This window comes from Aeromicrobium sp. HA, from assembly GCF_027171405.1.
GTDB lineage: Bacteria > Actinomycetota > Actinomycetes > Propionibacteriales > Nocardioidaceae > Aeromicrobium > Aeromicrobium tamlense.
In genome coordinates this window covers 2242769-2262253 of sequence record NZ_CP114372.1, presented here as the reverse complement: position 1 = coordinate 2262253, position 19485 = coordinate 2242769, and the positions used below count along the sequence as shown (strand labels likewise).

Annotated in this window: 21 protein-coding genes, 1 tRNA gene and 1 other RNA gene; 17 read left to right on the top strand and 6 right to left on the bottom strand. The window is 71.6% G+C overall.

Features of this window, described 5'->3' with window-relative positions; genetic code table 11:
* Positions 1-15 precede the first annotated feature (15 nt).
* On the top strand, positions 16-462 hold the full coding sequence (locus O3S82_RS11145; protein WP_269302857.1) for a phosphatase domain-containing protein: 447 nt from the start codon (positions 16-18) through the stop codon (positions 460-462).
* 160 nt (positions 463-622) lie between these two features.
* A complete protein-coding gene (locus O3S82_RS11140) occupies positions 623-1093 on the top strand; it encodes a DUF3145 domain-containing protein (protein ID WP_442864639.1) in 471 nt (156 codons plus the stop codon).
* Positions 1094-1112: 19 nt separating this feature from the next.
* Here O3S82_RS11140 and O3S82_RS11135 read toward each other — a convergent pair whose 3' ends face one another.
* The gene (locus O3S82_RS11135) at positions 1113-1625 is read right to left on the bottom strand and encodes a hypothetical protein (protein ID WP_179423908.1); all 513 of its coding nucleotides are present in this window, start codon (positions 1623-1625) and stop codon (positions 1113-1115) included.
* A 60-nt stretch (positions 1626-1685) separates the two neighbouring features.
* Here O3S82_RS11135 and O3S82_RS11130 point away from each other — a divergent pair, with 60 nt between their 5' ends.
* Positions 1686-2660, top strand: coding sequence for an alpha/beta fold hydrolase (locus O3S82_RS11130; RefSeq protein ID WP_179423910.1), 975 nt, complete (start codon positions 1686-1688; stop codon positions 2658-2660).
* On the opposite strand, the gene O3S82_RS11125 is transcribed toward O3S82_RS11130, so the two are convergent.
* Positions 2594-3682, bottom strand: coding sequence for a phosphatase PAP2 family protein (locus O3S82_RS11125; RefSeq protein ID WP_223302965.1), 1089 nt, complete (start codon positions 3680-3682; stop codon positions 2594-2596). The two genes, O3S82_RS11130 and O3S82_RS11125, sit on opposite strands and share 67 nt — an antisense overlap.
* A gap of 57 nt (positions 3683-3739) precedes the next feature.
* Positions 3740-6487, bottom strand: a complete 2748-nt coding sequence (gene aceE, locus O3S82_RS11120) for a pyruvate dehydrogenase (acetyl-transferring), homodimeric type (RefSeq protein ID WP_269302852.1) — start codon at positions 6485-6487, stop codon at positions 3740-3742.
* A gap of 117 nt (positions 6488-6604) precedes the next feature.
* On the opposite strand from aceE, the gene O3S82_RS11115 reads away from it, so the two are divergent.
* The 6 genes from O3S82_RS11115 (at position 6605) to O3S82_RS11090 (ending at position 9472) form a co-directional block, all read left to right on the top strand.
* Positions 6605-6991: a DUF3052 domain-containing protein gene (locus O3S82_RS11115; RefSeq protein ID WP_179423914.1), complete on the top strand. Its 387-nt coding sequence runs from the start codon at positions 6605-6607 to the stop codon at positions 6989-6991.
* 2 nt (positions 6992-6993) lie between these two features.
* A complete protein-coding gene (locus O3S82_RS11110; RefSeq protein WP_269302850.1) occupies positions 6994-7452 on the top strand; it encodes a peroxiredoxin in 459 nt (152 codons plus the stop codon).
* Positions 7453-7632: 180 nt separating this feature from the next.
* Positions 7633-7706, top strand: a tRNA-Val gene (locus O3S82_RS11105).
* 67 nt (positions 7707-7773) lie between these two features.
* Positions 7774-8199, top strand: a complete 426-nt coding sequence (locus O3S82_RS11100) for a DUF6153 family protein (RefSeq protein WP_269302848.1) — start codon at positions 7774-7776, stop codon at positions 8197-8199.
* Between the two features lie 95 nt (positions 8200-8294).
* Complete coding sequence (locus tag O3S82_RS11095) at positions 8295-8897, top strand: DUF305 domain-containing protein (RefSeq protein ID WP_269302846.1); 603 nt, start codon at positions 8295-8297, stop codon at positions 8895-8897.
* Entirely contained in the window at positions 8894-9472 is a 579-nt protein-coding gene (locus tag O3S82_RS11090) for a CueP family metal-binding protein (protein WP_269302844.1), read from the top strand. The genes O3S82_RS11095 and O3S82_RS11090 overlap by 4 nt, the downstream gene beginning before the upstream one ends.
* A 48-nt stretch (positions 9473-9520) precedes the next feature.
* Here the strand turns inward: O3S82_RS11090 and O3S82_RS11085 are convergent, their stop codons facing one another.
* Positions 9521-10198 carry a HEAT repeat domain-containing protein gene (locus O3S82_RS11085; RefSeq protein WP_269307058.1) on the bottom strand — a complete coding sequence of 226 codons (678 nt, stop codon included), beginning with the start codon at positions 10196-10198 and terminating at the stop codon, positions 9521-9523.
* Between the two features lie 78 nt (positions 10199-10276).
* Here O3S82_RS11085 and O3S82_RS11080 point away from each other — a divergent pair, with 78 nt between their 5' ends.
* The 6 genes from O3S82_RS11080 to O3S82_RS11055 are packed head-to-tail and all read left to right on the top strand — an operon-like array spanning position 10277 to position 16694.
* Positions 10277-10606, top strand: a complete 330-nt coding sequence (locus O3S82_RS11080) for a TfoX/Sxy family protein (RefSeq protein ID WP_269302841.1) — start codon at positions 10277-10279, stop codon at positions 10604-10606.
* A gap of 47 nt (positions 10607-10653) precedes the next feature.
* Entirely contained in the window at positions 10654-12759 is a 2106-nt protein-coding gene (locus O3S82_RS11075; protein WP_269302839.1) for a RecQ family ATP-dependent DNA helicase, read from the top strand.
* A gap of 1 nt (position 12760) precedes the next feature.
* Positions 12761-13615 (top strand): M23 family metallopeptidase, encoded by an 855-nt coding sequence (locus tag O3S82_RS11070; RefSeq protein ID WP_269302837.1) that lies wholly within the window; start codon positions 12761-12763, stop codon positions 13613-13615.
* Between the two features lie 25 nt (positions 13616-13640).
* Positions 13641-14765, top strand: a complete 1125-nt coding sequence (locus O3S82_RS11065; RefSeq protein ID WP_269302836.1) for a Nif3-like dinuclear metal center hexameric protein — start codon at positions 13641-13643, stop codon at positions 14763-14765.
* Positions 14766-14775: 10 nt separating this feature from the next.
* The gene (locus tag O3S82_RS11060) at positions 14776-15519 is read left to right on the top strand and encodes a zinc ribbon domain-containing protein (RefSeq protein ID WP_179423933.1); all 744 of its coding nucleotides are present in this window, start codon (positions 14776-14778) and stop codon (positions 15517-15519) included.
* Positions 15519-16694 (top strand): bifunctional RNase H/acid phosphatase, encoded by a 1176-nt coding sequence (locus O3S82_RS11055; RefSeq protein ID WP_179423935.1) that lies wholly within the window; start codon positions 15519-15521, stop codon positions 16692-16694. The genes O3S82_RS11060 and O3S82_RS11055 overlap by 1 nt, the downstream gene beginning before the upstream one ends.
* A gap of 24 nt (positions 16695-16718) precedes the next feature.
* Here O3S82_RS11055 and O3S82_RS11050 read toward each other — a convergent pair whose 3' ends face one another.
* Both O3S82_RS11050 and O3S82_RS11045 read right to left on the bottom strand, forming a co-directional pair.
* Entirely contained in the window at positions 16719-17462 is a 744-nt protein-coding gene (locus tag O3S82_RS11050) for a YaaA family protein (RefSeq protein ID WP_179423937.1), read from the bottom strand.
* Positions 17463-17476: 14 nt separating this feature from the next.
* Positions 17477-18037 (bottom strand): TMEM165/GDT1 family protein, encoded by a 561-nt coding sequence (locus O3S82_RS11045; RefSeq protein ID WP_269302833.1) that lies wholly within the window; start codon positions 18035-18037, stop codon positions 17477-17479.
* Positions 18038-18271: 234 nt separating this feature from the next.
* Between O3S82_RS11045 and rnpB the strand changes: the two genes are divergently transcribed.
* Positions 18272-18656: RNase P RNA component class A (gene rnpB, locus O3S82_RS11040), an RNA gene on the top strand.
* 100 nt (positions 18657-18756) lie between these two features.
* Positions 18757-19428: a CDP-alcohol phosphatidyltransferase family protein gene (locus O3S82_RS11035; RefSeq protein ID WP_269302831.1), complete on the top strand. Its 672-nt coding sequence runs from the start codon at positions 18757-18759 to the stop codon at positions 19426-19428.
* Positions 19429-19485 lie beyond the last annotated feature (57 nt).

Here is a 19485-nt window from a genome sequence, read left to right as displayed (position 1 = left end):
TGACAGGATGGCCCCATGACCCGTGAGGCCGCCCTGTTCGATCTCGACGGCACGCTGTGCGACACCTCGCAGATCGAGCACCTCGTGACCGGGCCCGACGCCGACTACCGCGCCTTCCACGCGGCGTCGGCCGACGCGCCCACCCGCGCCGACGTGCACGCCGCGCTGGACGAGGCGCGGGGCAGAGGTCTGGCGATCGTCCTGTGGACGGGCCGGGAGTTCCTGTGGCGGGACCTGACGCTCGACTGGCTCGACCGGCACGGCATCGCCCAGGACGGCCTCTACATGCGCCTGGCCGCCGACTACCGGCCCGCCACCGTGGTCAAGACCGAGCTGCTACGAGACATCGCCTCGGACGGGCTGACCGTGGTGGAGGCGTGGGAGGACGACCGTGAGATCGTCGACCTGCTGCGCTCCGCGGGAGTCCCCGACGTCCGACAGGTCGCGGATGGGGCGTCGTGAGGCGCTCGTCGGGGCAACGCTTGTCGGAAGTGCTGGGGATGGGTCACAATGGGGACAGGTATCACCCGAGATCGCTGGGGAAGGCGCACCTAGGGAGGTACCGATGAACACGGTGAATACGGTCCGGACCGGCACCCCGATGACGCGGGGTGTCCTTTTCGTGCACTCTTCACCGTCGGCTCTGTGCGCCCACATCGAGTGGGCAGCGGCCGGCGTGCTGGGCGGCAAGGTCGACCTCGCATGGACCCCGCAGCCCGCCGAGCCGGGCACCTACCGCGCCGAGCTGTCGTGGCAGGCCCCGTCGGGCACCGCCGCGGCGCTCACGTCCGTGCTGCGCAGCTGGGACCTGCTCCGCTTCGAGATCACCGAGGAGCCCACCGCCACCAGCGAGGGCGCCCGCTACTCCTTCACGCCCAGCCTGGGCATCTTCCACGCCATGACCGGCCTGCACGGCGACGTGCTGATCCCCGAGGACCGCATCAAGGCGTTCCGGGTCAAGGCGGCCCAGGGCGACATCACGATGGACGAGGCCCTCGACGGCCTGCTGGGCGTCAAGTGGGACGCCGAGCTCGAGCCCTTCCGTCAGGCGGGCGAGGGCGCTCCCGTGCGCTGGCTGCACCAGGTGATCTGACCCGGTGATCTGACCCGGCTCAGCCGATCGTGACGGTGATGTCGGGCGTGGAGTCGCCCGACGCCTTGTCGGTGACGCGGAACTTCCGCTCGCCGGTGCGCGACGTGTAGATCTTCGTCTCGAAGCGACCGCCGTCGGTGGCCGCGACGGTGACGGGGAAGTCGTCCCACGGCCCGTCGCCGTCCTTGACCTGGATCTGCAGCTGCGCGCCCTTGTCGGCCGACGGCAGCACGCCGACGATGTCGAAGCGCTCGCCGGGGGCGGCGCGGTTGCCCGGGACGGGCGTCAGCTTGGGCTGGGGGCCCTTGTCCTCGGGCTCGGGCTCGGGCGTCGGGGTGGGGGTCGGCGTCGGCGCCGTGGTGGGCGCGCTCGTGGGAGCCGCCAGTGGCGGCAGGTCGGCCGAGGTGACGCCCGTGGCGGTCAGCGCGCCGGCGGAGAACAGGCCGATCCCGACGCCCAGCGCCACGCCGATGAGCGCGAGCCAGCCGAAGGCGCGCGCGGCCGGGTGGCGCAGGTCAGGTCGAGACGTCACAGCCGGAAGTCTACGGGGCTTCTCCGAGAATCCCGCGACGACCTGACCTACGATGAGCGAATGGTGCGGCCCCCCGAGCGCGGAGCGGTGGACGACGTCGACTACGTCGTGGTCCACGGCTACCGCCGCGCGTATCGGATGCGCGGATCGGGCCCGCCGCTGCTGCTCCTGCACGGGATGGCCTGCGACTCCAGCACCTGGTTCCCGGTGATGGACCTGCTCGCCGAGCACTTCACCGTCATCGCGCCCGACCTCCTCGGCCACGGCGAGTCCGACAAGCCCAACGCCGACTACTCGCTCGGCGGCTTCGCCAACGGCATGCGCGACCTGCTGACGATCCTGGGCATCGACAAGGTCACGGTCGCCGGTCACAGCTTCGGCGGCGGCGTCGCGATGCAGTTCGCCTACCAGTTCCCCGAGCGCACCGAACGGGTCGTCCTGGTCTCCAGCGGGGGACTGGGCCCCGAGGTCACGCCGCTGATCCGCGCCCTCACGCTGCCGGGTGTCGGGCTGGGCATGCGCCTGGCCACGCTCAAGCCGTGGCGCGGGGTCGCCAGCGGCGCCCTGCGAGCGCTCTCACGCGTCCCGGCGGCGCGCGACCTCGACGAGGTGGCCGCGATCTACGAGCGGCTCGCCGACCCCGCCACGACCTTGGCGATCCGCCGTCTCACCCGCACCGTGCTCGACATGAACGGCCAGTTCGTCACGATGGCCGACCGCGCCTACCTGACCCGACTGATGCCGCTGCTGGTGGTCTGGGGACGCGACGACCGCGTCATCCCCGTGGCCCACGCCCAGCGGCTGCCGCTGCTGGAGAACTCCCACGTGCACGTCTTCGAGGACTCCGGGCACTTCCCGCACAAGGACCACCCCGAGGAGTTCGCCCGGCTCGTGGTCGACTTCTGCCGGATCCAGGCGCCGGCGCAGTACCACCGGGGAAAGTGGCGCGCGCTGCTGCGCCGCGGCGATCAGGCCGGGTTGGCCAGCGTGTCGCTGTCGGACGCCGGGTCGGAGTCGCCCTCCGCCGTCAGCTGAAGCTTGTGGTGCCTCTGGTGCCAGAACCCGTTGCCGGTGGCCCAGCCGCCCAGCGCCACCGCGAGCCAGCCGATGAAGGCGCCGGCGATGTCGTCGGCGATGAAGTGCCAGCCGAAGTAGATCGTCGCGATGACGGTGAGGACGAAGTAGACCCAGGCGGTGATCTGCAGGTAGCGCGGCTGGTCGGTGCGCTGGAAGAACAGGACCGCGGTGAAGGTCACCGAGACGTGCAGCGAGGCGAATGCGGCGATGCCCCAGATCGGCGCGCCGGTGGGATCCTCGTAGTTCTGTGCCGCATTGATGAACAGCGACTCCTGCAGCTGGGTGACGCCCGTGGTGGGCAGGTCGTCGAACAGGGTCGCGTTCGAGTACGTCGGGCCCAGCGAGGGGAAGATGTAGTAGCTGGCGGTGCCGAGCACCCAGTTCAGCGAGAGCGCCGTGGCGTACCAGGCACCGAGCGTGTAGTCGCGGTTCAGCACGAGGAACGCGGCCAGCGTGATCGGGATCAGCATGAGGTAGCTGACGTAGACCGTGGCCAGCACCTGTGCCGAGATGCCCGTGCCCAGCAGGCTGTGCATGACGTCGGCGGGGTGGTTGCCGAACATCAGCCAGTAGTCCCAGCGCGACAGCATCGTGTCGAAGTTGACGCCCTCGCGCAGGACGGGCAGGAAGCCCTTGATGTTCCGGTAGGCGACGTAGCAGATGTAGAACGTCAGCAGGCCGGTCGCGATGTGCGCGACGCGGCCCCAAGTCCACTCGTCGCGCACGATCTCGCGAGCGCCGCGGAAGGCGTGACGCCACCCGGCGCGACGGATCGCGGCCGGCACGACGCCCAGGGCGAAGAACGCCAGGCCCATGACGGGCAGGCGGACGTACGCCGGACCGAGGAAGCCCTCGGGATCCTTCAGCGCGATGCCCAGCTGGGCCGACAGCACGAGCGCGGTGATGCCGATTCCGGCCGCGAGAGCGACCCCGAAGGTGTACGGCCACGCGCGCAGCACGTCCCACCATCGTCTGAGCATGCGCACCAGTCTACGGCGCCCTCGCTGAGAGCACCCTGAGGCGTCCTGCCGAACGGGTCAGGCGTCGGCGCCCTCCTGCTTCACGCCTGCAACGGCGGTGGGATCGTCGATCCGCAGCGAGTCGAACGCCTCCTGCGCGACCTTGGCGTCGATCCGACCCTCGCGTCCGAGCGATGCCAGCACCGCCACCACGATCGACTCGGCGTCGATCTGGAAGTAGCGGCGGGCACCCGCGCGGGTGTCGGCGAAGCCGAAGCCGTCGGCGCCCAGCGAGGTCCACGTGCCGGGCACCCAGCGCGAGATCTGGTCGGGAACGGCGCGCATGTAGTCGCTGACGGCGATCGTGGGGCCGCCCTCGCCGAGCTTCGTCGTGATCCACGGCGTCCGGGGCTCCTCGGCGAGGTGGTTGAAGTTCCACCGCTCCGCGGCCTCGGCCTCGCGGGCCAGCTCGTTCCAGGACGTGACCGACCAGACCTCGGCGGCGACGCCGTACTCCTCGGCCAGCGTGGCCTGGGCCTGCAGCGCCCACGGAACCGAGACGCCCGAGGCGAGGATGCGCGCGGGGGCGTCGCCCTCGATCGGCGACGCGGCGTAGCGGTGGGCGCCCTTGAGGATGCCCTCCACGTCGACGCCCTCGGGCTCGGCCGGCTGGTTGATCGGCTCGTTGTAGACCGTCAGGTAGTAGATGACGTCCTCGCCGAAGCTGCTGCCGCCGTGGTCGGAGTCGCCGTACATCCGGCGCAGGCCGTCGCGCATGATGTGCGCGATCTCGAACGCGTACGCGGGGTCGTAGTGGACGACCGCCGGGTTGGTACGCGCGATGAGCGGCGAGTGGCCGTCGGCGTGCTGCAGGCCCTCGCCGGTGAGCGTCGTGCGACCCGCCGTGGCGCCCACGAGGAAGCCGCGCGAGAGCTGGTCGGCCATCGCCCAGAACGAGTCACCCGTGCGCTGGAAGCCGAACATCGAGTAGAAGAGGTAGACCGGGATCATCGGCTCGCCGTGCGTCGCGTACGCGCTGCCGGCCGCGATCGCCGAAGCGGCCGCGCCGGCCTCGCTGATGCCCTCGTGCAGGAGCTGGCCCTGCTCGCTCTCCTTGTACGCCAGCAGCAGCTTGCGGTCGACAGACTCGTAGGTCTGGCCGTGCGGGCTGTAGATCTTCGCCGACGGGAACATCGAGTCCATGCCGAACGTGCGGTACTCGTCCGGCGCGATGGGGACGATCCGCTGGCCGATCTGCTTGTCCTTCATGAACTCGCGCAGCAGCCGCACGAACGCCATCGTCGTGGCGATCTGCTGCTTGCCCGAGCCCTTGCGCAGGTCGGCGTACGCGCCCTCCTCGGGCAGCGTGAGCGGCTTGGCCCGCACGATGCGCGACGGCAGCGAGCCGCCGAGCTCGCGTCGGCGCTCGAGCATGTACCGGATGTCCTCGTGGTCGGCGCCCGGGTGGTAGTACGGGGCGCCGTCGGGGGAGTCGATCTGCTCGTCGGTGATCGGGATCCGCAGCCGGTCGCGGAAGGTCTTCAGGTCGTCGTTCGTCAGCTTCTTCATCTGGTGCGTCGCGTTGCGCGCCATGAACGACTCGAGCAGCCAGCCCTTGATGGTGTGGGCCAGGATCACGGTCGGCTGGCCCTTGTGCTTGCGGGCCGACTCGAACGCGGCGTAGACCTTGCGGTAGTCGTGACCGCCGCGCGGGAGCTTCTCGATGTCCTCGTCCGAGAGGTGCTCCACGATCTTGGCCAGCTCCGGGTCGGGACCGAAGAAGTGCTCGCGGTTGTACGCGCCCGTCTCGATCGAGAGGGTCTGGAACTCGCCGTCGGGCACGCGGTTCATCTGGTTGACGAGCGCGCCCGTGGTGTCGCGGGCGAGCAGGTCGTCCCACTCGCGTCCCCACACGACCTTGATGACGTTCCAGCCGGCGCCCAGGAAGAAGGACTCGAGCTCCTGGATGACCTTGCCGTTGCCGCGGACCGGGCCGTCGAGCTGCTGCAGGTTGCAGTTGACGACGAACGTGAGGTTGTCGAGCTGCTCGCGGGCGGCCAGGCCGATCGCGCCGAGGGACTCGGGCTCGCCCATCTCGCCGTCGCCCAGGAACGTCCAGACGTGCTGCTCGCTGGTGTCCTTGATGCCGCGGTTCTCCAGGTAGCGGTTGAAGCGCGCCTGGTAGATCGAGTTGATCGCCGCGAGGCCCATCGAGACGGTGGGGAACTCCCAGTAGTCGCTCATGAGTCGCGGGTGCGGGTAGGACGGCAGGCCCTTGCCCTCGCCCTGCGACTTCTCCTGGCGGAAGTTGTTGAGGGCGGACTCGTCGAAGCGGCCCTCGAGGAAGGAGCGGGCGTAGATGCCGGGCGCGGCGTGGCCCTGGTAGTAGATCTGGTCGCCGCCGCCGGGGTGCTCCTTGCCGCGGAAGAAGTGGTTGAAGCCGACCTCGTAGAGGCTGGCCGCCGACTGGTAGGTGGCGATGTGGCCGCCCACGCCGAGGCCGGGGCGGTTCGCCCGCGACACCATGACCGCGGCGTTCCAGCGGATGCGTCGCTCGATGTCCTCGTCGCCGGGGAACTCCGGCTCGCGCTCGGGCGGGATGGTGTTGATGAAGTCGGTGCTGCGCAGCGCCGGCATGCCGACGGCCCGCTCACGGGACCTCTCGAGCATGCGCAGCATGACGTAGCGGGCGCGGTCGCGTCCTCGCTCGTCGACCATCTGGTCGAGTGAGCGGAGCCAGTCCTGCGTCTCGTCGGGGTCCACGTCGGGCAGCTGTGTGGGCATGCCGCCGTGGATGATGGGGCGGTCGGGGCCGGATGAGGCCATGGTGCACTCCCTGGGGTGTCGGGATGGACCCTTCCATCAAACCACCCGGAGTTCGCTAGTGTGAGTCCGGCAAGGAACCGATACGCCCTACTGGACAGTAGGGAAGAAGGAGGTGCGGTGGACGCGGGGAAGCTGGGCTTCGAACCTGACTCCGTCATCCAGGAGCTCGGCTGGGACGAGGACACCGACGCGGAGTTCCGCTCCGCCATCGAGTCCCACACGGGCAGCGAGCTGGTGGACGGCGACATCGGCGAGGTCGTCGATGGCGTGATCCTGTGGTGGCGCGAGGAGGACGGCGATCTGACCGACGCCCTCGTCGACGCGACGCAGGACGTCGCCGAAGGCGGATTCGTCTGGCTCCTGACCCCCAAGGTCGGTCACGAGGGACACGTCTCGGGCGCCGACATCGGTGAGGCCGCCCCCATCGCGGGCCTGTCGATCACCACGACGTCCGCCGTCGGCCCGAACTGGGTCGCCACCAAGCTCTCCACGCACAAGAGGTGACCGTGAGCATCGAGATCGGGTCGCCCGCACCGGACTTCACCCTCAAGAACCAGCACGGCGAGGATGTCACGCTGTCGAGCCTGCGTGGCCGCAACGTGGTCGTGCTGTTCTACCCCTTCGCGTTCAGCGGGATCTGCACGGGCGAGCTGTGCGAGATCCGCGACAACCTCGCGATCTTCAACGACGTCGACGCCGAGGTCCTGGCGATCTCGTGCGACCACATGTTCAGCCTGCGCGCCTACGCCGAGCAGGACGGGTACGAGTTCAGCCTGCTGAGCGACTTCTGGCCGCACGGCGCCGTCTCGAAGGCCTACGGCATCTTCCAGGAGAAGGCCGGCGCTGCCGCCCGGGGCACCTACGTGATCGATCGCGAGGGGATCGTGCGCTGGAAGGTGGAGAACGGAATCGGCGAGGCTCGTGATCTCTCTGCTTACCGTGAGGCACTTGCGTCACTGGGGTAATCCCACAGCAAACTTTCAGGCCGCAACGCGTGGAAATCACTCACGCCGGCCATGCCGATCTGGTTTGATGGAACTACCGCGCCGCCGGGGACCCGAGACCCCGGCGGCGCGGCTTTTCTGTGCCGGGGCGGGACGCGAGTCGCTTGCGTTACCGTTCTCCTGCACGTCCTCGTGCCGAGGGGGCGAATAGCTCAGCTGGTCAGAGCATCCGGTTTACACCCGGAAGGTCGGGGGTTCGAGCCCCTCTTCGCCCACCGCACCCCGTCGCCGGACCGCTCGGCCCCGGTCGTCGTGACCGACGTGCCGACCTACACTGGCCGCATGTCCGTGGAGGCGGTGAGGAGCCGGGGTCGCATCCGGTTCGTGCTGCTGGGCGGACTGCTCGTCGCGGGTGTGATCGTCGGCCTGCTGGGCATGCACACGCTCAACCTCCACGGGACCCCCGCCGCGCAGGCTCCCGCCGTCGCGCACGCCGCGCACGACGTGGGGGAGCACCTCGCGGCCGACGCCGTCGTGCCGGCCGCCGAGAGCCCGACGAGCTGCGTCGAGTGCGCCGTCGGCGGCCACCTGGGCATGGCCATGGCCTGTGTCCTGGCGCTCCTGCTCGTCCTGCTGGTCCTCGCGCTCCCGCGGCTGCTCCCGTCGTGGCTCCATCGCCCGTGGACCGTGCCCGCGCGGCTCGACATCGCGCTGCCTGTCCTGTCCCGCGCGCCCTCGCTCCACGCCCTCTGCATCAGCCGAACGTGATGGGTCGGGCCCCTGATGACACCCGTCACGGGGCCTCCCGCCCGAGCCGCGCCGACGACGGCGCGTGCCGACACCCTCACGAACACGGAGAAGACATGAGACGACGTACTGCCGCGCCCGCGGCACTGGCCCTCCTCGCGGCGCTGACCCTCGGCGGCTGCTCGGACGATGCACGCGAGCCCGGAGCCGATCATCGGGGTCACGGCTCCTCGTCGGCTGACGCGCCGGCCGACGACGCGGAGGCCAACGAGGCGGACGTGATGTTCGCGACGATGATGATCCCGCACCACGAGCAAGCGATCGAGATGAGCGACCTGGTCCTCGCGAAGGACGCGATCGATCCAGAGGTCCGCGCGCTGGCCGAGGAGATCGAGCAGGCCCAGGCCCCCGAGATCGAGCAGCTGCGCGGCTGGCTCGCGGACTGGGACGCTCCGACGGCCGACGCGTCGCACGGCGGTGGCCACGGCGCCGGGATGATGGACGAGCAGGACATGGCCGCGCTCGAGGACGCCGAGGGCGACCGCGCGTCGCGACTGTTCCTCGAGCAGATGATCGAGCACCACGAGGGCGCGATCGACATGGCGCGCAGCGAGGTCGCCGACGGTCGTCACCCGGACGCCGTGGGCCTGGCGGGCTCGATCGTCGCCACCCAGCTGCTGGAGATCGAGCGGATGAACGACCTCCTGGAGCAGTCGTGACCGCGCGGCGGCGAGGCGTCCTCGTCCTGCTGGTCGCGTGCCTCCTCGCGATCGCCGCGTGCTCGGGCGGCGGCGACGAGAAGGCCGCCGGCGCCGAGGAGGCGTTTCTGGCCCGGTACGACCTGGACGGGCTCTCCGCGACGGAGGTGATCGACCGCCTCGACGCGATGCCCGTGCAGGAGCGACCGGAGGGCCTCACCGCCTCGGTGCGCCCTGACGTCGTCGTGCTCGGCGACGGCCGACGGGAGGTGGAGCTGCCGATGCCGCGGGACGAGGTCTACGTGTCGGTCGCGCCCTACCGTCGCGACACGCACGACTGCCACTTCCACAGCCTCACCACGTGCCTGGGCGAGCTCGCGAATGCGCCGCTGCGCGTCGAGCTCACGGCGGCCGACGGCGAGGTCGTGCTCAGCGAGACGCGGTCGACGTTCGACAACGGCTTCGTCGGATTGTGGGTGCCGCGCGGGATCCGCGGGACGCTCACCGTCGAGCACGAGGGCAGCAGGGGCACCGTGCCGATGTCGACGCGGGGTGACCAGGACGCCACCTGTGTCACGACGCTCCGGCTGACCTGAGGCGCAGTCGCGGGGCGCCCGGGGATCGGGCGCCCCGCGGCTGCGGGCCTACAGGAGCGTCGACAGCCGCTTCTTGCGGCGGTTCTCCCGGACGATCCACGCGACGTCCGGCAGCTCGGTGTCGAGGGCGAGGAACGCGCCGAGACCCACACCGGGATCGGCCGCCACCGCCACGCTCCAGCCGTAGCCCAGCGCCTGGCGCAGGGTCCGGGCGTCGGCCCGGCGGGCCGCCTCTGCCGGGAGTGCCGCGAGGTGACGGGTCGCCCGCGCGCAGACGTCGACGGCGGCGGCAGCGGTCTCGCTCGTGCGCAGCAGGCGGGGCTCGCAGATCGCGGCGACGGCGGCGCGCTGGACGAGCGGACTCGGGTCGTCGACCCAGCGAGACGCGATCGAGCGCCACGCGCCCGGGTCGGTGTCGCCGAGCAGCTGGAGGCCGATCGCCACGCCCTCCCGCACGCGCCAGCGCTCGTCGTCGGCGAGCGCGCGGGCGGTGGCCTCGACCGAGGGGTCGGACGACCGGCGCCCGGCGGCGGCGGCCGCGCACATGGCCGGGTACTCGCGCCCGTCGGCGAGCAGCGCCTCGACGGCGGCGGGGTCGGCTCGCTCGGCCGCGACCCCCACGAGGGAGAGGTTCGCGCGGGGACCGGGCAGCCCCGATCGCGCCTCCACGTACTCCGGCCACTGCGTCGGATCGAGGCCATCGAGGTCCTCACGCCACTGGCTCATGTCGGTCACGGCCCGACCGTAGCCGCCCACGGGGTCGCGGGGATTCCCGTCCGTGCGTCCGCGTGGGAGGGTCGGGCCATGACCGAGACGCCGCAGGAGGCGCTGGCGCGCCGGGTCCGTCACCAGCTCGCGGGACGGGTGACGCGCGAGGTCACGATGTTCGGCGGACTGTCGTTCATGGTGGACGAGGCGCTCACGGTGGCCGCACGTCGCGACGGGAGCCTGCTGGTGCGGGTCGACCCGGCGACGCGGGCGGAGGCGCTCGCCCGGCCCGGCGCGGAGCCGGCCGCGATGCGGAACGGACGGGTGATGGGCGACGGCTGGCTCTCGGTCCGGTCCGAGGAGCTCGCGACCGACGACCAGCTGCGGTCCTGGCTGGACGTCGCGCTGGCCGCCGCGGGCCGCTGATGCAGCGGTCCGGAGGCGTTGTCGGCGGAGCCTGACACGATCGGTGCATGACGTCGATCGCCACGACCACGGCCGATGAGGCCCTCGAACGACTGCGCGCCCTCACCGGGCGCCCCGACGCGACCTTCCACGAGGGCCAGCTCGAGGCGATCGCCGCGCTGGTCGACCAGCAGCGTCGCGCGCTCGTCGTCCAGCGCACGGGCTGGGGCAAGTCGGCGGTCTACTTCGTGGCCACGGCGCTGCTGCGCGCGCGGGGCGCCGGGCCCACGGTGCTGGTGTCGCCGCTGCTGGCGCTGATGCGCGACCAGGTCGCCGCGGCCGAGCGTGCGGGCGTCCGCGCCGCGGCCATCAACTCGGCCACCGTCGAGGAGTGGGACGACATCGAGTCGCGCCTGGCGAACGACACGATCGACGTGCTGCTCGTCTCGCCCGAGCGGCTGAACAACCCCACCTTCCGCGAGCAGCAGCTGCCGCGGCTGCTTGACCGGATGGGCCTGCTCGTGGTCGACGAGGCGCATTGCATCTCCGACTGGGGCCATGACTTCCGGCCCGACTACCGTCGGTTGGCCCACGTGATCGAGTCCCTCGGCTCGCACGTGCCGGTGCTGGCCACCACGGCCACGGCGAACGCGCGGGTGGTGGCCGACGTCGCCGAGCAGCTGGGCGGCGACGTGCTCACGCTGCGCGGCTCCCTCGCGCGCGACTCGCTGCGGCTCGGCTCGCTCACCCTGCCCACCGCCAAGCAGCGGCTCGGCTGGCTCGTGGCGCACCTGGGCGACCTCACCGGCAGCGGGATCATCTATGCGCTCACGGTCTCCGCGGCCGAGGACACCGCGCGGCTCCTGCGCGAGGCCGGCTACGAGGTGCGCGCCTACACCGGTCGCACCGATCCGTCCGAGCGCGAGGAGCTCGAGCAGGCGCTCAAGGACAACCGCGTGAAGGCGCTCGTGGCCACCAGCGCGCTCGGGATGGGCTTCGACAAGCCCGACCTCGGCTTCGTCGTCCACCTCGGCGCCCCGTCGTCGCCCGTGGCGTACTACCAGCAGGTCGGCCGCGCCGGCCGCGCCACCGACCGCGCCGACGTGCTGCTGCTCCCGGGCACCGAGGACCGCGAGATCTGGCGCTACTTCGCCACGGCCTCGATGCCCGACCCCGAGCGGGCCGAGCGCGTCATCGGCCAGCTCGGGTCCGAGCCGATCTCCACGCCCGCGCTGGAGGCCCTCGTCGACGTCAAGCGCACCCAGCTCGAGCTGCTGCTGAAGGTGCTCGACGTGGACGGCGCCGTGCGCAAGGTGCGCGGTGGCTGGATCGCCACCGGACAGCCCTGGACCTACGACGCCGAGCGCTACCAGCGGATCGCCGCGGCCCGCGAGCACGAGCAGCAGGCGATGCTCACGTACGAGCGCGGCGAGACGTGCCGGATGGAGCTGCTCCAGCGCGACCTCGACGACCCGTCCGCGACCCGGTGCGGCCGGTGCGACGTGTGCACCGGCTCTTGGTACCCGACGGACGTCCCCGAGGCCACCGTCGGGCGAGCCACCGAGGCGCTCGACCGGGTCGGCGTCCCGATCGAGCCGCGGGGCCAGTGGCCCACCGGGGCCGACCGCCGCGGCGTCGACGTCAAGGGCCGGATCGCGGTCGACGAGCGCGCCGAGACGGGTCGCGTCATCGCGCGACTCACCGACCTCGGCTGGGGTGGTGCGCTGCGCGAGCTGTTCGCCGCGGGCGCGCCCGACCAGCCGATCCCCGAGGCGCTCGTCGGCGCCGCCGTCCGCGCGTTGCGCGACTGGCCGTGGGAGCAGCGACCCGTCGCCGTCGTCGCGATGCCGTCCGTCACGCGTCCGACCCTCGTGTCGTCCGCGGCCGAGACGATCTCGCGGCTCGGGCGGATGCCGCTGCTGGGCACGCTCGACCTCGACCCCCACGTCCCGCGTGCGGAGACCGGTGGCAACAGCGCCTTCCGGCTGGCGTCGGTGTGGGGACGGTTCGCGGCCGGCGCCGACCTGGCCGCGCGCCTGCGCGAGGTGGACGGACCGGTCCTGCTCGTCGACGACCTCGTCGACAGCCGGTGGACGGTGACGGTCGCGGCACGTGAGCTGAGGCGGGCCGGAGCGCCCGCGGTGCTGCCCTTCGCGCTGGCGACGGTGGCCTGACATGGGCGAGACCGGAGCGTGGCGTCGCGTCGTCAGCAGTCTGTTCCCGCTCTGGGCCTGGCTGTTCCTGCTGGGCATCGCGGCGGGTCTGCTGCTCGACGTCCCCATCGGGCTGTCGAGCCTGGTCGTGCTCGTGTCGTTCGCGCTGTGCCTCGTGCGGCCACCGAAGCAGGACCACCGTGAGCCCCTGGAGGTGGCCAGTCCCGTCCGCGGCACGTGGACCGTGGTGCACAGTCCGGCGTCGTCGGTGCCCAGTCACGGGGTCCGGGGCTACGGCCAGTCCCATGCCGTCGACCTGATCCATCCGCGCCCCGAGGGGACGAAGGCCGAGTACCCCGTGTTCGGAGGCTTCGAGAGGCCCGAGGAGTTCAGCTCGTTCGGCGAGCCGATCCACGCCGTCGCCGACGGCACCGTGGTGAGGGTCGTCGACGGCCGCCGCGACCACCTGTCGCGCACCTCGTGGCTCGCCTTCGCGTACATGATGGTGATCGACGGCCTGCGCGACCTCGGCGGACCCGGCGCGGTGATCGGCAACCGCGTGGTCGTCGACCACGGCGACGGAGCCTACGCCCTCTACGCGCACGTGAGGCGGGGCACCGCGACGGTGCGCGTCGGCGACCGGGTCGCCGCGGGTGACGTGCTGGGACAGGTGGGCAACTCGGGCAACACGTCCGAGCCCCACCTGCACTTCCAGCTGATGGACCGCGCGCAGCCGCTGCGGGCGGCCGGGCTCCCGATGAGGTTCGGCGACATCGCCCAGACGCCCGGCGCGGTCGACCGCGGGTGGACCACGAAGGAGCCCGAGACCGAGATCGAGCCGGGCATGCCGGCGAACTTCCAGGTCTTCCAGGCCTGACGGACGGCCGTGACAGACTCGCCCCATGCCATCGCTGCGTGACGTCATCGCCGTCCTGGACGGCCTCTACGACCCCCGGTGGGCCGACGACTGGGACGCCGTGGGCACGGTCGTGGGAGACCCCGACGCAGAGGTCTCCTCGATCCTGTTCGCCGTCGACCCGGTCCAGGCCGTCGTCGACGAGGCGGTCGAGCGGGGCGCCCAGCTCGTCGTCACGCACCATCCGCTGTACCTCAAGGGCGTCACGTCGGTGGCCGCGACCACGCCGAAGGGGCGGGTCGTGCACACGCTCATCGCGAACGGGATCGCGCTGCACACGTGCCACACGAACGCCGACTGCGCGCCGCGCGGCGTCAGCGAGTCGATGGCCCTCGCACTCGGCCTCACCGACGTGCGGCCGCTCGAGAGCGACGCGGAGCCGCCACTCGACAAGTGGGTCGTCTACGTGCCGCGTGACGATGCCGCTCGCGTCGTCGGCGCGATGCACGACGCGGGCGCGGGTCGTCTCGGCGACTACGACCGGGCGCAGTTCCAGAGCCCCGGTCGCGGCTCGTTCCGCCCCCTCGACGGCGCCGACCCGGCCATCGGGTCGGTGGGGGAGGTCGAGTGGGTCGAGGAGACCCGCGTCGAGGTCGTCGCCGACCGTGGGATCCGCGAGGCGGTGCGTGCCGCGATGATCGACGCCCACCCGTACGAGGAGACGGCCTACGACCTCTGGCCGCTCGCCGCGCGACCGAGCGAGCGCGGCTCGGGTCGCATCGGTCGCCTGCCGCAGCCGATGACGCTGGGCGAGTTCGCGGAGCACGTCCGGGCCCGCCTCCCGGCGCACGCGGGCGCCACGCGCATCGCCGGCGACCTCGACCGGCGCGTCGAGACCGTGGCCCTGTGCGGCGGCTCGGGCGACTTCCTGCTGGGCGCGGCGCAGGCCGCCGGAGCCGACGTCTACGTCACGTCCGACCTGCGCCACCACCCCGTCAGTGAGCACCTCGAGCGCCCCGGTGCGTGTGCCGTCGTCGACGTGCCGCACTGGGCCGCCGAGTGGACCTGGCTGCCGACCGTGGCGGCGGCCGTCCGCGAGGAGTTGGGCGATACGGTGAAGACCCACGTCTCCACGATCGGCACCGATCCCTGGAGCCGGACATTGTCATGAGGAGTCGCACGTGAAGGCTGAACCGGTCGCCCAGCAGGCGTTGCTGGACCTGCAGGAGAAGGACTCGGCGCTCGCGCAGCTGACCCACCGCCGCAACACCCTGCCCGAGCACGCCGAGATCGCCGCGTCCGACGCGCGCCTGCGCGAGATCGAGTCCCGCCGGGTGGCCGCGCAGACCCGCGTGTCCGACCTCGAGCGGGCGCAGGCGAAGGCCGACGTCGAGGTGGAGCAGGTCAAGGCGCGGCGCACGCGCGACGAGGACCGCATGGCCTCCGGCGCCATCACCAACCCGAAGGACCTGTCCAGCCTGCAGAGCGAGCTCGAGGCCCTGGCCCGCCGGATCTCCACGCTGGAGGACGAGGAGCTCGAGGTCATGGAGCAGCTCGAGGCCGCGCAGGCCGAGCTGGATGAGGCCGTCGCCGCGCTCGACGCCGAGACCGCCGCGCGCGACGCGCTCGTCGCCGCACGCGACGAGAAGATCGCCGCGCTCGATGCAGAGGCGTCGGAGGCGTCCGCGGCCCGCGAGTCGATCCGGCCGAACGTGCCCGAGGACCTCTTCGCGCTCTACCAGAAGGTCGCCGCGAACCACGGTGGCCTCGGCGCCGCCGCGCTGCGCGCACGTCGCTGCCAGGGCTGCCACCTGGAGATCAACGGCGCCGACCTGCGCGAGCTGGCCGCCGAGCCCGAGGACACCGTGCTGCGCTGCCCCGAGTGCAGCCGCATCCTCGTCCGCAGCTCCGAGTCCGGCGTCTGATGGGCTGGGTCGCCGAGGCCGACGGAGGATCGCGCGGCAATCCGGGGCCGGCCGCCTACGGGTCGGCGCTGCTGCGCGACGGCGTGCTCGTCGCCGACCGCGGCGAGACGATCGGCATCGCGACGAACAACGTCGCGGAGTACCGCGGCCTGATCGGCGCCCTCGAGCTCGCGCGTGAGCACGCCGCCGGCGAGCCGCTCGAGGTCCGCATGGACTCCAAGCTCGTCATCGAGCAGATGGCGGGGCGCTGGAAGATCAAGCACCCCGACATGAAGCCGCTGGCGATGCAGGCGCAGACGATCGTCCGCGACCTCGGCCCGGTCACGTGGACCTGGGTGCCGCGCGCGAAGAACGCCCGTGCGGACAGCCTCGCCAATGCCGCGCTCGACGCCGAGAAGGCGGGCCGCCCGGGCCGCGTCTCCACCCTCGAGTCCCGCGAGCCGGTGCAGCTGGCCGACGAGCCGCCCGAGGCCCCCGCGCTGTTCACCGAGCCGCGTGAGGCGGACGCGCCGCTGGACGCGAAGGGCAAGAATCCGCTGCTGGGCTGGCGCGGCTCGATGCACGGCGACCCGACCACGTTCATCCTGCTGCGTCACGGCGTCACCGCCCACACGCAGCGCAAGCTCTTCAGCGGCACCGGCGGGGAGGACCCGCCGCTGGTCGACGAGGGCGTCGAGCAGGCCCGCCGGGCCGCCGCGTGGATCGCCGAGCGCGGGGGAGCCGACGCCATCGTGGCCTCGCCGCTGCAGCGCACGCGCCAGACCGCCGCGCAGGTGGCCGAGCGTCTCGGGCTGCCGGTCGCCATCGAGGAGGGCTTCGCCGAGGCCGGCTTCGGCGAGTGGGACGGCTTCTCGTTCGGCGACATCATGAAGCGCTGGCCCGCCGAGCTGGAGAAGTGGCTGTCGTCCACCGCCGTCCCGCCGCCGGGCGGCGAGTCCTTCGACGAGGTCGCCACGCGCGTCGAGGCGGCCCGCGACCGGATCCTGCACCAGTACGCGGGTCAGACGGTCGTCGTGGCCAGCCACGTCACGCCCATCAAGCTGATGGTGCGTCTCGCGCTGGGCTCGGACATGGGCGTCATCCATCGGATGGAGCTCGCGCCCGCCTCGATCACCACCATCTCCTGGTGGCCCGACGGCACCCCGAGCCTGCGCAACTTCTCCGTCACTCCCTGACCCTGCGCATCTCGCGCGGCCGAGTCAGCGCAGGATGACGTCGAGGCGCGCGGGGCCCGAGGTCTCGACGGTCCAGCCGAGGTCGCGCAGGGCGTCACCGAACGTCTCGGCGTCCTTGGCCTCGACGGCCTCGGCGAGCACCCGGCGGACGATCTGGCCCTTGGTGGCCTTGTTGCTGTGGCTGACGATCGAGCGCTTCCCGTTCGCCTCCGTCAGCACGCGCAGCGTGACCGAGCCCGTCGGAGCCTGCCCGAGCGCCACGTAGGTGCCTGAGCGGAGGTCGAGCACGAGCTCGCCCTCGGCCAGCTCGACCAGCGCCTTCGGCACGACGGGCTTCCAGCGGCTGGCGACGGTGCCGAGCCGGGGGAGCGAGACCGAGCCACTCATCCGGTAGGCGGGGATCTCGTCGTGCGGGCGCAGCAGCCCGAACAGCGCCGAGGCGATCGCCAGGCTGGTCCGCCCGCGCTCCTGGGCGGCCTCGTCGAGCGTGGTCCAGCCGAGCTCGGAGTACAGCACGCCGGTGTAGACGTCGATCGCGGGCGCGGTGGGCTCCTCGCGCAGCCGCGCGTTGCGGGCGATGTCGTCGGCCTGCTTCGGCCCGAGCTCGAGGATCTCGGCGGCCCGCTTCGTGGAGCTGAGCCGCACGAGGGCGTTGATCAGCTGCTCGCGGGTGCGGTTCAGCCGCGGCGACGAGAGGGTCTCGAGATCGAGCGGGGAGCCGGACTCGGGACGGGTCTTGCCCTCCGAGGGCGGCAGCACGATCAGCACGTGGCGACCCTATGTCAGCCGAGCAGGAGCCAGATGCCGAGGGCCGCGAACAGGAGCGCCGCCACGGCGTGCACGGCGCGCACCGGCAGGACCTTGAGAATCTGCTTGCCGAGCAGGACCGCGAGCGTGATCGAGACGACCATGCCGACCGTGCTGCCGATCCAGACCCACCACCACGCGTACTGCGTCGCGAGCGTCATCGTCGCGAACATCGTCTTGTCGCCCAGCTCGGCCAGCGCGAACGCCAGCCCGACCGTCACGAGGGCGCGCCCGCTGTGGGGGACGACGGTGATCTCCTCCTCGTCCTCGGTCCTCAGCAGCGACCAGGCGGTGATGGCGGCGAACAGCAGGAAGACGGCGCCGGCCACGACCTGCAGGACGTTCTCGGGGATGACGTTGCCGAGCGCCTCACCGACGAGCGCCGAGGCGAGATTGATGATTGCGCAGGCGATGCCCATCCCGAGGATCACCGTGCGGGCGCGGTAGCGCGTCGCGAAGGTCATCGCCATCAGCTGGCTCTTGTCGCCCAGCTCGGCGACGAACACCAGCGCAGCTGCGATGAAGACTGCTTCCATGACAAAGGCTCCTCGTCCACCCGGACGAGGAGCCCTGCGTGCACGACGAGCCTCGACCGGGCTCGTGTACACGAATCCGGTCGAAAGTCTCGTCCGCCAGTTGCCTGGCCCGCTGCACCGGAGGCGAGGCCTCAGTGTGTCGACGCAGCGATTGGGGACTACTCCCTTTCGATGTCGCCAGCCTACCGGGCGGGTCATGGCGCGGGCCCGGCGGGCATAGGATGGACGCGCGAATGAGTCGGTCGGGCGGCCGCGGCATCCCTCGAGGGTGTCGAGGAAAGTCCGGACTCCACAGAGCGACGGTGGTGGCCAACAGCCACCCACGGCGACGTGCGGGACAGTGCCACAGAGAACAGACCGCCAGCGGCCACCCTCGGGTGGTGCGGGTAAGGGTGAAACGGTGAGGTAAGAGCTCACCAGCACGGCGGGTGACCGTCGTGGCTCGGTAAACCCCACCGGGAGCAAGACCAAGTAGGCCCCGTCCGCGGGGCCGTGCCGCAGGGCTGCTCGTCCTCAGCGGCAGGTAGGTCGCACCGAGGTGTCCAGCAATGGGCATCCCAGATGGATGGCCGCCCCTGCTCCGGCAGGACAGAATCCGGCTTACAGGCCGACTCATTCGCGCCCCCGGGGCGACCCGGGAGCGGTGGGGCTCGCCGGGGGCCGTTCGGTCGACGTCCTCCCGACCGGCACACGCCAGTGGTTGCGCGTAGGTTGGCCACGTGAGCAAGGCGGTGTCGCCCACCCACCACCTGCCGGGCCCAGGTCCCTTTCTGACGATCCCCAACGCGATCACGGTGCTCCGCGCTCTGGGTGCCGCGGCCCTGGCGGTCACCGCGCTCGTCGCCTCGGATCCCGTCCCGTGGCTGATCGCCGGATACCTCACGTACTGGCTCGGTGACAGCCTCGATGGGCTCGCTGCGCGCGTGCTGGGTCAGGAGACGAGGGCCGGTGCGGTGTTCGACATCTGCAGTGATCGCCTGAGCACCGCGATCCTGGCGGCGGGACTCGTGATGCACGAGCCGGACCTGGCTCTCCCCATCGGGATGTTCCTCGTCAACTTCATGGTGATCGACCAGCTCCTCTCGCTCTCGTTCCTGCTGTGGCCGATCGTGAGTCCCAACTACTTCAGTCAGGTCGATCCCACCGTGTTCCGCTACAACTGGTCGCATCCGGCCAAGGCACTGAACAATGCCGGGATCATCGTCGCCGTCCTCATCGGCAGCATGCCCGTGGCCCTGGTGATCGTCACGGCCCAGCTGGCCGTCAAGATCGCCAGCGCCGTCCGAGTGGCACGTCTGGCCTCTGAGAGAGCGCCCGGGCCGATACGGGCCTACGGTGAGGTGGGCGCAGACGTGCTCCCCGATTCCGGCCACCCACCGGGTCGTGCGTGAGGCGCCTCGGGTCGGTGTAGGCCCGGGGCTTCCCTCGGAGTCACGTCCATCCGTGTC